The organism is Paraburkholderia sp. BL10I2N1, assembly GCF_004361815.1.
Lineage (GTDB): Bacteria > Pseudomonadota > Gammaproteobacteria > Burkholderiales > Burkholderiaceae > Paraburkholderia.
Genome location: NZ_SNWA01000002.1, coordinates 1,194,223 through 1,208,999, shown reverse-complemented (window position 1 = coordinate 1,208,999; position 14,777 = coordinate 1,194,223). Strand labels below are relative to the sequence as shown.

Genomic DNA, 14,777 nt, shown 5'->3' with positions numbered 1-14,777 from the left:
GCGCATCCTTAGTGGGCGGGCGCGTCGTTGCCGCTGCGCGTGTCGACCGTCGCGGCCATCGAAAGGCTGATGCCAAGCGGGTGCGCGCGAAGCTCGGCCGGATCGATCCTGACGCGCACCGGCAGGCGCTGCACGACCTTGATCCAGTTGCCGGTCGCGTTCTGCGCGGGAATCATCGCGAACGCCGAACCTGAACCGCCCGCCAGGCCCGCGACCTTGCCGTGATAGACGACCTTGCTGCCGTACAGGTCCGACTCGAGTTCCACCGGCTGACCGATGCGCACCTTGCCGAGCTGCGTCTCCTTGAAATTGGCGTCGACGTACACGGATTCGATCGGTACCACCGACATCAACGCCCCGCCGGTCTGAACGCGCTGCCCCACCTGGACCTGGCGGCTCGCGACGACACCGTCGACCGGCGCGCGCAGCACGGTGCGCTCGAGATCGACGCGTGCCTGATCGCGCTTCGCACGTGCGAGCAGGACTTCTGGATTGGTATCGACCGTCGTGTCCGCAATCAGCACCCTGTTCGCTTCGAGAGAGCCGAGTGCGGCGTCGCGGCTTGCCTTCGCCTGCAAGGCCGCAGCGCGGGCTGCGTCGAGCGCCGCCCTGGCCGTGGCAAACGCAGCACGCGCGTTGCTCAGCTCTTCGCCGGATACGCTGCCGGTGCGGGTCAGCACTTCGCGACGCTGCAGGTCGATCGCCGCGCGGTCAAAGTCGGCCTGGGCCGATGCGATCTGCGCGGCCATGCGGGTTTGGTCGGCTGCGCGCGCACTGACTTGTGCGCTCAGCTCCGAATCCGTCGCGACATAGCCGCGGACTTTGCGTTCGGCGCGGCCCACATCGGCCTCAGCCTGCGCGAGCGCAATCTTTGCGTCGGTGTCATCGATGACGACCAATACGTCGCCTTTATGGACCCGCTGCGTATTCACGACCGGAACGCTCCTGACGATCCCGCTCACCGCCGGCGTGATCGATGCGACTTCGGCCGCGGTGTAGGCGTTATCGGTCGATACGCGGTGTGACGCGATGAAGTGCCAGTAGCTTGCGTAAGCGAGACCTGCGACGAGAATGGCGCCGCCGAGCAGCGCGAACAGCTTCTTGCGGTTCGAAGGGGGAGCGCCGGCCGCAGCGCCGGTATCGGCGGGAACAGCGGGGGCAGCGGGGGCAGCGGAAGCGGGCGAGTCCGGCATCAGCGACTCGCTGGTTTTGACGAATTGCGTTTCAGACATGATCGGAGTCCTTGAAATCAGCTTTGCTTGTTGAGACGGGTTGCGTCGGTCGCGGCGGGCGTGCTGGCCTGATAGCCGCCGCCGAGTGCGCGCACGAGCGCGACATCGAGCGAGAAGGTGCGCGACTGGATATCGGCGAGCTGGCGCTGCGCGGAAGTCATCGTGTCGGCGGCGTTCAGAACTTCGAGGTAGCCGGCAAGGCCGGTGCGATAGCGATCGAGCGCGACCTGGTGCGCCTGGGCGGCGTCGTCGTAGGCGGCTTGCGTCGCTTGCAGCCGGTCCGCCAGCGCGCGTTTGCTTGCGGCCACGTCGGCCACGTCGTGCAGCGCCTTCGTCAGCGTTTCGTCGTAGTTCGCGACCGCCTCGTCGTAAGTCGCCCGCGCGCCGCGCAGTTCGCCGCGCAAACGTCCGCCATTGAAAATGGGCAGCGTGACCGCCGGACCGAAGTTGCCGGCCAGCGAAGCCGCGTTCGTCAGCATGTTCAGGCCAAGCGACTGGTAGCCGATCGACGCGCCGAGCGTGATGTCCGGATAAAACCCGGCTCGCGCGACGTCGATCCGCTTGGCCGCCGCCTCTACGCGCAGGCGTGCAATGACCACGTCCGGGCGGCGGCCCAGCAGGCCGAGGCCAAGGTTGGCGGGCATGCCGGCAGGCTGCGTCAGATCGACGGCCGGAGGTGCGATGCGCAAGCCGCGGTCGGGCCCGGCGCCCATCAGCGCGGCGATCTGGTTGCGCTCGAGTGCAATCGATTCATCCAGCGCGAGCAGGTCGGCCTGCGCGCTTTGCTGCTTCGACTCCGCCTGCTTCACACCTGCCTGCGTTTCCAGGCCGTTCGCGAAACGCTCCCGGAACAGCTGTGCGGATTGCGTGCGCACCTTCAGTGCCGCCTGCGCGCTGTCGCGCTCGGCGAACAGACGCGCGAGGTCGGCATACGCTGCCGCGATCGACGCGGAGAGAACCATGCGAGCCTGTGCCGCATCGGCGCGCGCGGCGTCGAGCTCCGACGTAGCGGCGGCCAGCGCCGCGCGATTCTTGCCCCAGAAGTCGATTTCGTAGCTGAAATTCAGCTCGGCGCTGCCGTAGGGGCGCCATCCGTGGGGAACGAAATCCGAGGGAATACCGTTGTTGTAGCTCTGCTTTTTTTTCTGGATCGAGCCGTCCGCGTTGATTTCGGGTAGCAGTGCCGCGCCCGCCACCTGCGCCGACGCCTCGGCGTTATGCAGCCGCGCCTGGGCGGCCGCCAGTGTCGGCTCATCCTTCAGCGCTTCCCCGATCAGCGCGTTCAGTTGCGGATCGTTGTAGCCGAGCCACCACTGATCGGTGGGCCACGCGGACGCGGTGCCGGCCTGCTTGCCGCCGTCCGCACCAAGACTCTGCGCCGTCTCATACCTGCTGATGTCTTTCGTGACCGGCTTCTGCGGCATGTCGGGCAGTTGGGCGCAGGCGCTCACCACCATCGCGAACGCGAATGCGGCGGCCAGTCTCACCGGTTTCACCTGACTCCGAATGTCCGTGCTCTCTTGCATGATCTCCTGCTCCCTTGCGCTCTTTTACAATACCGGGCAGTCTAGTTATACGGATCATGCCTGTCAACAGAAATAAACTGTACAGTTCAGGTATGGTAAGATCACACCATTGGAAGTCGAAGGCCGGACACGGGCGTCGCCGCCGGCCATGTCGTCGATCGGTCTTGCAGAGAGAAGGAGGGCATTGAAAATGAGGGTGAAGACAGAAGAAAAGCGGCAGGCGATCGTCGACGCCGCGTTCCAGGTGTTTTGCGAAGTGGGGTTCGAACGGGCATCCATGTCAGAGATCGCGGCGCGGGCAGGCGGATCAAAAGCCACGCTCTACAGCTATTTCGAGTCCAAGGATCTGATGTTCGCGGACGTCATGATGGCCGCCGCGGAGGAAGCCAAAGTAGCGACGGAGCTACTGAAGACCTCGCTGCCGATTCGCGAGACACTGCTGAGGTTCGGCAAACACTATCTCGCCGCCACGCTCAAGCCGCAGATACTGGCGGTGCGCCGTCTGGCAAATCACGAAGGCGGCCGCTCGCACGTCGGCGCCCTGTTTTATGAGCGCGGGCCGAAGGTCGGCTGGCAAATGGTGACTGACTTCCTGCAGCAGGCGATTGACGGCGGGCAGCTGCGCAGCTGTAACGCAGACGTCGCGACCGCGCATCTGCGCGGGCTGTATGAAGCGGAGTTGCTGGAGCTTTGCCTGCTGGGTGTGCCGGCGGACACCACTTCCCGCAACATCGCCAAAGTCGTTCAAAGAGCGGTTGATGTCTTCCTGGCCGCATACGGGCCCACGGACAAAGGTGACGCCGCATAGGCAGGGCGCCTGGACGGGTCGCGGAACTCGGGAGACGGCGGGCGAACCGCCACCGTGTCGCCAGGTGGGCGGTTCAGCCTGCACAGCGTCGGCGAAATCCGCCGCTTGCAACGCCTGACATGGGTAACAGCCTGCTAGCCCGTACCGGAGCCAATCGTCCCTTGAAACGGCCAGTGGATGGCTACTCTGAAACATGCCAGGACGGCGGGCCACGCCGATGGCGGTCCATGCGACCGCCGAAACCCGCAGGCAGCCGGCGAAGATGCAGCGCCTCCGAATTGCTGGGCAAGCGTTGAGAGCAGTCTATTGCTCGACCAGTCACGGTCTCACGGCCAGCGATTTGCGGACGTCATAGATGAATCGCCGGCAAACGCCGTCATGCATCGCATCATGCCTACCGCGACGAACAGAATTGGGGTAGCCGCGATAATCGCCGGTCTCTCGGGCATGGCTGCATGGATTGCGCAGCCACAGGGTTATTTCGGAAGCTGGGTCGGGACTTGCGTCGACGCTTGTGTCGGAAGCTGGTTCGGAAGCTGCGGAAGCTGTGGAGGGTGCGGAAGCTGCGGCCCACCCTGTGAAAGCTGCTTCGTGGCGGGTTGCCGGGCGGAGGCTGGCTGCTGTTTTGGCAATTGCTGCGGCAGACTGCTTTGCGCAAGCACGGATGCGCTGGTAAGGAATGCGAACAGTACGGGGAAGGCCTTTTTCATTTCAATTTTGTTCAGCTGGTTGTCTTGATCTTGATGCGATTGGCAGCCGCAGGCCGTATCAGCGCGCGGCCAGGGTTGCCTTGTAACGCCAGGGCGCTGTTGCGGTACTGAAGTCGACGGGTCGATCCGACGCTACGTTGTCTGACGGGCGGGAAGCGGACGAACTATTCAGCCCGCCGTAGGTGTTGAACGCCTGTCGTTGGGCTTCCACGCGGGCTAACACCGCCTGAAAGTCCATTGCATGTTGTGTAGCGGCGCTCGTGCGGTCATGGTAGCCGACCGTTTGACGATGAACCGTTTGACGCTGAACCGTTTGCGCAGCCGCTTGCTCATACGTTTGGGGACCATCGCTGTTAGCGAATGCGGCGGTCGAAAAGGACAGGACCGACGCGACAACAGGGACGGGGAGGAAGGTCTTCGACTTTTGCATGATGAGACTCCATATCGAGCGTCGGATGCAGGAGACGCGGTGTTTGGGGGGCAACGGTCTGGCGAGGCCTTGAGTGCTGTTTGCCAGTTCGTTGGTGCCAGTTTAGTCAGTTACCGTCTGCTTACAAGCATCTCCGGGGCAACGGATAGTTGCCGTCGCTGGAAGGTTGTGGCCGATTGCCCTGGAGCGGTACGCAGTTCTTTAGTGTGTGCGGAGGCAGGGGCCGTGCGTACCATCTGAATGACACGCAGCACATTTGCTTCGACGCTATCCAGCCGGGCGTTACGCAAGCGGGATCAGCCGTCAAGTGTGCAAGCTTCAATCGAAGTCCGTTGCCAAGACGCTACGTGAATATCGGAATACCTTTGACCAACCTGCGGGCATGGTTGCGCGGCGAACGGGACCGGATGCACGTCGTGCGTGTGCCTTCAATGCGAGACGAAGCATCACGCCAGATGATGCGCGACCGCGGACAACTGCAGAAGGAAGTGCTGCAACACCGCGACCGCATGCGCAAACTGCTGACCACGCTCGGATGCTGGGACGATGTGGATCATCGGGGCTTCGCCGGTCGCCTCGCACGTGGCGAGGTGAAGTGTTACGACGACACACCGATGCCGCCAGAACTGCGTGAGCGGCTGCTACGCGAATGCGAACGGCTGGCACTCGTCGAACAGCAATTTGCAGCGCTTGAGAAAACGCGCCACGAGAATTTGCCGGCGGCCGCACACAAACGGATCGAAGACCTGTCGAGGCTGAAGGGTGTGGGACCGGTCGGCGCGTCGCGCCTCGCGCTCGAACTGTTCTGGCGGACATTCCACAGCCGCCGTGAGGTCGGTGCGTGCGCTGGCCTCGTACCGCAACCGTACGATAGCGGCGAGAGCCGGGTGGATCAGGGGATCAGCAAGCAAGGCAACCGACGCGTGCGCGCGCTGTTGACCGAGCTGGCATGGTCATGGCTGCGCTACCAACCCGGCAGTGCGCTAACACAGTGGTTCCACCAGCGCACTCAGGGAACGCAACTGAATCGCCGCTCCCGACGCATTGCGATCGTCGCCGTTGCGCGACGTCTCGCCATTTCACTGTGGCGCTACCTGAAGGATGGCGTGATACCCGAGGGGGCACGACTGAAGTCGGCATGAGTCAGGGGGGTAACAACGTCACCTTCGGAAGATGCGAAACACGATGTATGGACGGTTTGAAGTGAACATGCCCGTGGGGTGCCCGGGTTACTGACGTGACCGATTCTTGAGATGGGGCATGCTCCCGGAAAAATTCCGGCGCAACGCGCATACAGGATGAGGCTGGCTACCCGCCAGCGGATAGAAGGTGGTGAGACGTTGGATCTCACGAGCGCGACGATCGGCTTCAGACCTCTGACTTAGCGCTGATTTGCAGCAGTGATTTGCCTTGTTATGGCGAGGCGGGAGAGTAATTCATCGACGGTTCGCAACTCGGCTCGAAAATGCACCTTGACAACTTCCTGCTCATAGAAGGGCACCCCAAACAGGCAGTGCCGTCGACAATTGAATCGGCATCCCGGCCGCTGACCGTTGACCCACGCGGCCGAAATTCGGGCAGGTCGTCGATGCCGCCCGCGACGAGCTATTGCTCAACGGCTTCGCACGGGCTTCGATGGACGCCGCTGCGACACGAGCCGGTGTTTCGAAGGCGACGATCTACGCCTATTTCGAGAGCAAGGACGACATGTTCAGGGCGGTCGTCTAGAGGAACTGAACGCGTTGCGCCGGGGCATTGAGGCTATTGGAAGCAGCGGCAAACGAAGCCTGACCGCGAAGCTGCGAGAGGCGGGCGTCCATATGCTTAGGGTCTGGCTGTCCGCGCGGACGCTGGTGCTGCTGCGGACGTTGATTGCGGAGGTCGATCGCTTCGAGGATCTCGCGCGTGCTGCACATCCTGCTGAAAATGAGCAGCTCGTTCAAGCGATCACCCAGATGCTCGATGCAGGCGTTGAAGAAGGCGAAATTGCATGCCGGCACACCGACCGAGCCGCGGTTCTCTTCATGAGTCTCGTCGGCTCGGATCTCACAATGAAGGCGCTGCTTGATCCCCACAAGACGATGCCAAGTGAGGACTTCGAAACGCACGCCAAGTGAGCTGTTGATGTCCTGTTGAAAATTCATGCTCCCCGAACGTAGGGGAATGCACGTTTGCGCTATGTCGAGGTTTTTTCTCCCGCCGGTGGCCGCCCTTCGGCGGAGTGGTTCGCCCGCTGACCAACCGCCGGTGTTATGCGCGCATCCGGCTACCAACCGGCTTACCCCGAGATGGACGGCACGATAGGGATCTGCGTCAATCCGGCAAGCGCCCGGAATGGAGATGCAGCAGTTTCCAGCCGGCCTCGCGTTTGACCCAGATTTCAGTTATGAGCGAGCGAATGTTGAGCTCAGATCCATCGGTCCTGCGCACCAGGGATTGCTCGAGATGGCCCGTCGTGATCACGGTGTCTAGCAGGAACCTATACGCGAGCGGTTGCGGACGCACGATTTGACGCACCTTGATCTTCTCGGTAAGGAAGGACAGATACTCCGACTTGCCATGAAAGTAGCCAGCTGAATGGACGAACGTCAGATCGTCGTCGAGTAGCGACGCGAGTTTGAGCAGGTCTCCAGCCACCGTGGCGTCGCAGCGCTGTTGTTCCAACGCCTCGACGGCGGCCTGAATGGACGCATCTTTCATCGTAAATCTCCCGAAAATACGGCATGGATACCTCTTGTCAGAGACGGTGCCGGCCGCCTCGTGGCTCGATTCGGCTCAACGCAACAGTTCGCCGCTCAGTCCATCTGTCTTCGAAGGCGACCCGGCCCCAGACTTTCCCGTCGGCAATCCATAGCTCGCAAGCAGCGCGACCGTGCATGCGGCGATGACATACCAGGCTGGCGCTGCCAAGGAGCCGGTCATGCGAATCAGCATGGCCGCCAGCAAGGGCGCAAAGCCGCTGAATATGACAACGGCCAGGTTGTAAGCCAGCGCGATTCCGCTAAATCTGACCTGGACAGGGAATTGGTCGGCGAGCACCGACGCCCATGTTCCGCTTGCCAGTGAAAAGACCACGCCGGCAAGCACGAACAGCACCACCGGATTGACGGTATGACTCGCCAGCGCTTCATAGAATGGGTAGCTCAATGCGATCAGCAGCGCCGCTGACGCTCGGAGCAGGTACCGGCGTGGAATCTTGTCCCCGAGCCAGCCTGCGGCGAGGAGGCCGAAGGAACTGACGATCAGATAAGCGTTCTGGGCGATTGCCGCGGTCCGTGGTGCATAGTGCAGCTGCTGGACGAGGTAGGCGGGCATGTGGCCATAAAGTATGCCGTTGACGCCGGCCATCACGGCGATCGCCAGTGCTCCCGTCGCGACCGCTTTGCCATGACGTCGCAAGGTCTCGCGAAACGGCTGTTTGACGACAGCTCCTTGCATCTTCTTGAACTCGGGCGACTCGTCGAGATTACGGCGCATCAGGTAGGAAGCGATCCCGCAAACGCCGCCGAAAAGAAACGCGATCCTCCAGCCATACGCCGCCGCGTCCGTGGCGGACAGGTAGGTCTGGATGCCGAGGTTGACGAATGTGGCCAGCAAAACACCCAGGTTCACCGCGCAGATAATAATGCCCGCGGCGAGCCCCGCCCGATGCGGCGCGGCTTCCACTGCATAGGTAATCGCGCCGGGCATTTCTCCGCCGACGCAAAAACCCTGAAGCATGCGCAGCAGGATCAACAGGATCGATGCGGTCATGCCCCAGCTCTGAAAGTTGGGCAGCAGACCAAGGCAGATCGTCGCGGTGGTGACCACAATGATTGAGCCGAGAAACACCGGACGCCGGCCATACCGGTCGCCCCAGCTACTGAGCACAATTCCGCCGAGCGGTCGGATCACGTACCCGATTGCGAGCACGGAGAAAGTAGCCAACATGCTGACCAGCGACGACGAGTTCGGGAAAAACTGGGCCGCGATGTTATGGGCAAAAAAGCCGTAGACGATGAAATCGTAAAACTCCAGCGAGCCGCCAAGGCTTGCGATGAGAATCATCTTCCACTGCGACCGGGACAAGCCGGATGACTGTGGACGGTCGGCGCCGCCGACCGGGTTGCGGGATATTCCCATGACTCCTCCAATTGATTTTCGGATTCTTTGTCCGATGGTCTACGTGCGTCGACCGCGAGACATCTCGCGTGACGACCGGTTTTGCGGGCTCACATGGCCACAGCACCTTCGGTTTGCAAGCCGGGTACGGCGTGGTGCAGAAGATGTTGCAAGGATTCACTGTCCTGCGCGACACCGTACACATACCGGTCGGGGCGTACGAGCACCGCTGGAGCGTTGATCGACTCCAACCACTCGCGAACGGCCGCTCCATCGCTGGCCACAATCCCGACGCCCGCTTGCGCAGCGCTATTGGCGACGTCGGGGCATTCACGGAGCAATTCCGGTCGCGCAAGCAGCGCAAACCGATAGCCGACCACGTCGTCCACGAGTTGTCCGTCCAGCAGGCGGGGTTGTGGTGCAATATGCCCGGCCACGCCCGATGGTTCATCGATCCATGCGCCCGGGCCAAGCCTGGGTTGTGGGGTCACAAAATTGCGAATCGCTGCGCTCATCCCTTCATCACGGACTTCGGCCAGGTCTGGCCTCGTCGTTTGAATGACTGAGCCGAGCTGTACTGCCGTTTCGATAAATAAGCGCACGTGCGGCGAGCGTTCGGATTCGTAGCTGTCGAGGAGGGTATCGGGCGCTTCGCCATGAATGACGGCACCAAGCTTCCACGCGAGATTCGACGCGTCGCGAATGCCGGCTCCCATCCCCTGGCCCAGAAAGGGTGGCGTCTGATGTGCGGCATCGCCTGCAAGCAGCAGTCGGCCACGGCGCCAACCGTTCGCCACGACCGAGTGAAATGTATATATGGCAGAACGTTCGAGGCGCGCATCGGCCGGAGAAATCCAGCGAGCGAGTTTGTCCCACAGCCATTCGGGGGACGTGAGTTGCGTCACATCATCACCGGGCATCACCATGATTTCCCAGCGGCGCCGATTTCCGGGACCACGCGTGTAAGTGGTCGGGCGCGCCGGGTCGCAGTATTGGACCGAGTAGTCGCCAAGATCGGGCCGCGGTGCATCGAGCAATACGTCGACCACAACCCAGCGTTCATGCGATTTCAGATCGGTCAATTCGGTGCCCATGAAGCGTCGCGCAATCGAGCGCGCACCGTCGCAGCCGACTACATATCGCGCGGTGGTACGTCCAAGTTTGCCGCAGCTCGTATCCTCGAAGCGCAACTGGACGCCATCGCTCGCCTCGTCAAGCGCGAACACTTCGTGGCGCAACCGGACGTCAACGCTCGATTGCTGCGCAAGACGCTCGCGTAACGCATTCTCGAGATCGGGCTGATGGAACTTGTAACTCGCACTCCACCCCTGTGGTCCGATACAGGTTGGGCGTTGCCAGTCGATCAGCAACTTGCCTTCCCCGTTCACGAATTTCATGCCGGGACCCACGAACAGCTTGGGTAGCAGCTTGTCGGTTAAACCGAGGGTTTGGAACACGCGCATGCATTCACCGTCGAAATGCACCGCGCGAGGAAGCGCGAAAATGTCCTTGTCTCGCTCCAGCACCAGCACCCGCAAGCCTTCGATTGCCAGCAGGTTCGCGAGCGTCGCCCCGGTAGGCCCGAGGCCGATAACGGCCACGTCGTAGTCGCACGCGTGCGTCGAAATAGTTTTCTCTAACATGTCTTGTTCCGCCAGATAAGACGCCGAGCGCACACGAACGCGCCCGGCTACGACTTTTACGCTTCGTCGGCGATTGGATTGGACAGAACGCCGATCCGGTCAACCTCCACTTCCGCCACGTCGCCGGCCTTCATGAACAGCGGCGGATTGCGCTTCGCGCCGACGCCGCCGGGCGTGCCTGTCACGATCACATCTCCCGGAGAGAGTGGGGTGAACGTCGACAGGTAGGCGATCTGTTTGGCGATGCCGTGGATCAGCATCTGCGTCGTCGCGCGTTGCACTTCCTGTCCGTTCAGCCGGGTGACGAGCGTCATCAACGCGTTGGGTTCGATCTCGTCGCTCGTCACCATCCACGGTCCGAACGCGCCGGTGCGATAGAAATTTTTGCCCGGGCCCCACTGGCCCGTATGAAGCTGCCAGTCGCGCACGGAACCGTCGTTGTAGCAGGCGTAGCCAGCGATGTGGTTCCACGCGTCGGCCTCGGCGATGCGTCGTCCACCGCGCCCGATGATGACGGCAATCTCACCCTCATAGTCGAACTTCTGCGACTCAGGCGGACGCAGCATCGACTGGCCATGGCCAACTTGAGAAGCCGGCACCCGCATGAAGATGACCGGATGCTCGGTGGTTTCGCGGTTGGTTTCCTTGACGTGGTCTGCGTAGTTGAGTCCCACGCAAAAGATTTGTTCGGGGTTCGGAATCACAGGCAGCAGCGTGACTTCCGACAGCGGGTAGTCGCCCTGCGTGCCATCGGCGGCCTGCGCGGCCTCGCCGAATGCGTCGGCGGCAATCAGTGCCTTCAGATCGGCATAGCGGCCGCCGAGACGCTTGCCAAGGTCGAACACGGTTTCATCGCGAACGATGCCGAACGATGAGCCAAGGTGGGTGGAGAAGCTGGCGAGTTTCATTGATGCTCCGGTTAGATAAAAAGTCGATAGAATCAACGCATCGATTCGGTAAAAAAACCGTGCATTTATCGTATGGCGAGAATAAACTAAATTTAGTAAATGTCACAACGTGTTTTTTGTTAGGGTTTATCATTACTTGGAGACAGGCATGAACGGTATGAAGAAAGCGAGGGCAGGGCTGTCCCTCAGTCACATGGGCTTCTATGTGAGCGACATGGCGCGCGTGGAGGACTTTTATACGCGGGTGATGGAATTCACCGTGACAGATCGGGGTTCGCTGCAGACGCCGCACGGCGCTGTGCAGTTGGTATTCTTGAGCCGCGATCCCGCGGTGCATCACCAGATCGTGCTCGCGAGCGGCCGCCCCGAGCACCTGGCGTTCAACCCGATCAACCAGATTTCGTTCACAGCTGACAGCCTTGCCACGTTGAGGCGGTTTCATCGGCAGTTCATTGCGGAAGCCCTGCAGGAAATCAACCCCGTCACCCACGGCAATTCGGTTTCGATCTATGCGCGCGATCCCGAGGGCAATCGCCTCGAGCTCTACATCGACACGCCGTGGTACGTCGACCAGCCGATGCGGGTGCCGGTGGACTTCGGCTTGCCCGATGCTGAACTGATGGCGGCTGTCGAACGCCACGCAAGAACGCTATCGGGGTTCAGGCCGCGAAGTGTCTGGCAAACCGAAATGGCCGAGCGCATGGGGCTTGCATAAGTGTGGCGCTGCGTGGCTCGCGTGGGACTGTTTCCGCGCGGTGGTCGTCGAAGGCGTCAATGGCGATCTTGCCAGTGGATATAATTCCGTTCACACACGAGGAGGCGCAGCGCATAGATGTCGAGCATTACGAGACTTTTATCCATACTCGAGCTGTTTTCGGAGGCGAAGCCGTTCCTGTCCGTCGAAGACGTTGCCGCCGAACTCGATTGCTCGACCCCAACGGCTTATCGCTATGTACGCGAGCTCCTGGACGCTGGCTTGCTCATCCGGTTTGCAGGAGGAGACTATGGTCTCGGCCCCCGCATCATCAAGCTTGACTACCATCTGCGCATATCGGATCCGCTGCTTGCGGTCGGGCAGCCGATCATGCGTGAGTTGAGTGAACACTCCGGCTTCGATGTGGTGATGTCGCGCTGGTACGGTAACGAACTCGTGGACACGCATCGGGAGACTCACGGCTCGGCGCTTGACCTCCGGTACGGCCGGGGCCGTCCTCGGCCCCTGTTTCTCGGCGCCGCTCCAAAAGCGATCCTGTCCACCTTTCCGAAGGCCAAGCTCGCGGTCCTGTTCGATCAGTATGCTGACGAGATCGCGCAAAGCGGCCTTGGGGCGACACTCGACGAGTTTCGCGCGTCGCTGCTCAAAATTCGGCGTGCCGGTTTTTATCTGTCGAGGGGCGAACTGGAAAGCAACGTTTCTGCACTGGCGTCGCCGCTATTTACGGACGACTCCGGTGAAGCAGTCGGTTCGCTTGCGGTGATCGTGCCGACCCAGCGACTCGAATTTGCCAATCTGGACCGTCTTGTCGAATCGATCCGGGAGGCAGCGGCGCGAATCTCGCAGCGTACGCGTGCGTTGGTTGAAAGTCGGGGGACCGGAGCCATCACGTCGTCGCACACCGTTGCGCGAGGCAAGCGGTCCGCATGATGGCCGTCACGTGAACGTCATTCGATCGCGCTCGCGGACTTGAACCGCGGTGTGTTTGGGGGAAATTTGTCACGGTTAGCTGCGCTGATTGTGTTGTCCTCGAGGGTGTCGAAACCGAAGCGGACGCCGGACGGGGCGTTGATAGCGGTGGGTACTGCGCGCGTTGGTACTGTTAGGATTCTTGCGAGATTTTTTCTGCTGCTTAACGACTGAACTGCCCTATATATGGACAGACCTTTTATCGAGACTGGCAATTGTCATCATTTGGTCTCCTATCTAATGATGGTCGCGAGCCATTCTCCAAACCCGCCCGAAACTAGCCTTTGAGGACCTAAGCATGTCAGATCGTACTCTTACGAGCGCTGCTGGCGCCCCCGTCGCCGACAACCAGAATTCGATGACCGCCGGCCCTCGCGGCCCGGTCGTCCTGCAAGACGTCTGGCTGCTCGAAAAGCTCGCCCATTTCGATCGCGAAGTGATTCCTGAACGCCGCGTTCACGCGAAGGGCTCGGGCGCCTTCGGCACGCTGACGGTGACGCACGACATTTCCCGCTACTCGAAGGCGAAGGTATTCGCGCAGGTCGGCCAGGAAACGCCGCTTTTCATGCGCTTTTCGACGGTGGCCGGCGAGCGTGGCGCGGCCGACGCGGAACGCGACGTGCGCGGCTTCTCGATCAAGTTCTACACCGAGGAAGGCAACTGGGACGTGGTCGGCAACAACACGCCGGTGTTCTTCATTCGCGATCCGCTCAAGTTTCCGGACTTCATTCATACGCAGAAGCGTGATCCGTACACGAATCTGCGCAGCAACGTCGCCGCGTGGGATTTCTGGTCGCGTCATCCGGAGTCGCTGCATCAGGTGACGATTCTGATGAGCGATCGCGGCATTCCGAAGAACTACCGGCAGATGCACGGCTTCGGTTCGCACACGTACTCGTTCATCAACGCGAACAACGAGCGTTTCTGGGTCAAGTTTCACTTCAAGTCGATGAAAGGCATCGAAAACTTCACCGATGCCGAGGCCGCGCAGGTGGTCGCGCAGGACCGTGAAAGCGCGCAACGCGATCTGATCGGCAACATCGACGCGGGCAACTTTCCGAAATGGCGCTTCGCGATTCAGGTGATGCCGGAAGCGGCGACGTATCGCTTCAATCCGTTCGACATCACGAAGGTGTGGTCGCAGAAGGACTATCCGTTGATCGACGTCGGCACGATCGAGCTGAACCGCAACGCGGCGAACTATTTCGCGGACGTCGAGCAGGCGGCGTTCACGCCGGCGAATGTGGTGCCGGGTATCGGCTTTTCGCCGGACCGTCTGTTGCAGGGGCGTCTGTTCTCGTACGGCGATACGCAGCGTTACCGGCTCGGCATCAATCATCACCAGATTCCGGTGAACGCGTCGCGCTGCCCGTTCCAGCATTCGTTCCATCGCGACGGTGCGATGCGCACGGACGGCAATCTCGGCGGCAACGTGAACTACGAGCCGAACCGGTTCGGCGACTTCGCACAATACCGCAATGCGGCCGAGCCGCCGCTCGCCGCGGGTGCGGTGGATCGCTACGATCATCGCGACGACGATGACTACTACAGCCAGCCGGGTGCGCTGTTCCGTCTGTTCGATGTGGCGCAACGCGCGCGGCTGTTCGGCAACATCGCGCGCCACATCAACGGCGTGCCGCTGACGATTGTTGCGCGTCAGATCGAGCATTTCCGTCAGGCCGACCCGGCTTATGCGGAAGGGGTAATCGCAGCGCTTGGGCGGTGAAACGAAGCG

At 61.5% G+C, this 14,777-nt stretch carries 12 protein-coding genes and 1 pseudogene; 6 read left to right on the top strand and 7 right to left on the bottom strand.

The genetic code is table 11. From position 1 onward, the window contains the following. Nucleotides 1-8: 8 nt before the first annotated feature. Both B0G77_RS27470 and B0G77_RS27465 read right to left on the bottom strand, forming a co-directional pair. Nucleotides 9-1,232 (bottom strand): HlyD family secretion protein, encoded by a 1,224-nt coding sequence (locus B0G77_RS27470; protein WP_133665128.1) that lies wholly within the window; start codon nt 1,230-1,232, stop codon nt 9-11. A 17-nt stretch (nt 1,233-1,249) separates the two neighbouring features. Further along, nucleotides 1,250-2,758 carry an efflux transporter outer membrane subunit gene (locus B0G77_RS27465; protein ID WP_133665127.1) on the bottom strand — a complete coding sequence of 503 codons (1,509 nt, stop codon included), beginning with the start codon at nt 2,756-2,758 and terminating at the stop codon, nt 1,250-1,252. 190 nt (nt 2,759-2,948) lie between these two features. On the opposite strand from B0G77_RS27465, the gene B0G77_RS27460 reads away from it, so the two are divergent. Further along, on the top strand, nt 2,949-3,566 hold the full coding sequence (locus B0G77_RS27460) for a TetR/AcrR family transcriptional regulator (protein ID WP_133666891.1): 618 nt from the start codon (nt 2,949-2,951) through the stop codon (nt 3,564-3,566). A 768-nt stretch (nt 3,567-4,334) separates the two neighbouring features. On the opposite strand, the gene B0G77_RS27455 is transcribed toward B0G77_RS27460, so the two are convergent. After that, nucleotides 4,335-4,706, bottom strand: a complete 372-nt coding sequence (locus tag B0G77_RS27455; RefSeq protein ID WP_133665126.1) for a hypothetical protein — start codon at nt 4,704-4,706, stop codon at nt 4,335-4,337. A 371-nt stretch (nt 4,707-5,077) separates the two neighbouring features. Here B0G77_RS27455 and B0G77_RS27450 point away from each other — a divergent pair. Both B0G77_RS27450 and B0G77_RS27440 read left to right on the top strand, forming a co-directional pair. Further along, nucleotides 5,078-5,848: pseudogene (locus B0G77_RS27450) on the top strand (IS110 family transposase); the annotation flags it as partial. A 600-nt stretch (nt 5,849-6,448) separates the two neighbouring features. Next, the gene (locus B0G77_RS27440; RefSeq protein WP_133665124.1) at nt 6,449-6,823 is read left to right on the top strand and encodes a TetR/AcrR family transcriptional regulator C-terminal domain-containing protein; all 375 of its coding nucleotides are present in this window, start codon (nt 6,449-6,451) and stop codon (nt 6,821-6,823) included. A 196-nt stretch (nt 6,824-7,019) separates the two neighbouring features. Here B0G77_RS27440 and B0G77_RS27435 read toward each other — a convergent pair whose 3' ends face one another. The 4 genes from B0G77_RS27435 to B0G77_RS27420 form a co-directional block, all read right to left on the bottom strand. Further along, nucleotides 7,020-7,406 (bottom strand): nuclear transport factor 2 family protein, encoded by a 387-nt coding sequence (locus tag B0G77_RS27435; RefSeq protein ID WP_133665123.1) that lies wholly within the window; start codon nt 7,404-7,406, stop codon nt 7,020-7,022. 75 nt (nt 7,407-7,481) lie between these two features. Then, the gene (locus B0G77_RS27430; protein WP_133665122.1) at nt 7,482-8,828 is read right to left on the bottom strand and encodes an MFS transporter; all 1,347 of its coding nucleotides are present in this window, start codon (nt 8,826-8,828) and stop codon (nt 7,482-7,484) included. Between the two features lie 89 nt (nt 8,829-8,917). After that, the gene (locus B0G77_RS27425; RefSeq protein WP_133665121.1) at nt 8,918-10,450 is read right to left on the bottom strand and encodes a bifunctional 3-(3-hydroxy-phenyl)propionate/3-hydroxycinnamic acid hydroxylase; all 1,533 of its coding nucleotides are present in this window, start codon (nt 10,448-10,450) and stop codon (nt 8,918-8,920) included. Nucleotides 10,451-10,506: 56 nt separating this feature from the next. Next, the gene (locus tag B0G77_RS27420) at nt 10,507-11,358 is read right to left on the bottom strand and encodes a fumarylacetoacetate hydrolase family protein (RefSeq protein WP_133665120.1); all 852 of its coding nucleotides are present in this window, start codon (nt 11,356-11,358) and stop codon (nt 10,507-10,509) included. Between the two features lie 148 nt (nt 11,359-11,506). Between B0G77_RS27420 and B0G77_RS27415 the strand changes: the two genes are divergently transcribed. From B0G77_RS27415 to B0G77_RS27405, 3 genes are all read left to right on the top strand, one after another. Further along, a complete protein-coding gene (locus B0G77_RS27415; protein WP_133665119.1) occupies nt 11,507-12,073 on the top strand; it encodes a VOC family protein in 567 nt (188 codons plus the stop codon). Nucleotides 12,074-12,190: 117 nt separating this feature from the next. Continuing rightward, entirely contained in the window at nt 12,191-13,003 is an 813-nt protein-coding gene (locus B0G77_RS27410; protein ID WP_133665118.1) for an IclR family transcriptional regulator, read from the top strand. Nucleotides 13,004-13,340: 337 nt separating this feature from the next. Next, nucleotides 13,341-14,768 (top strand): catalase, encoded by a 1,428-nt coding sequence (locus tag B0G77_RS27405; RefSeq protein WP_133665117.1) that lies wholly within the window; start codon nt 13,341-13,343, stop codon nt 14,766-14,768. Nucleotides 14,769-14,777 lie beyond the last annotated feature (9 nt).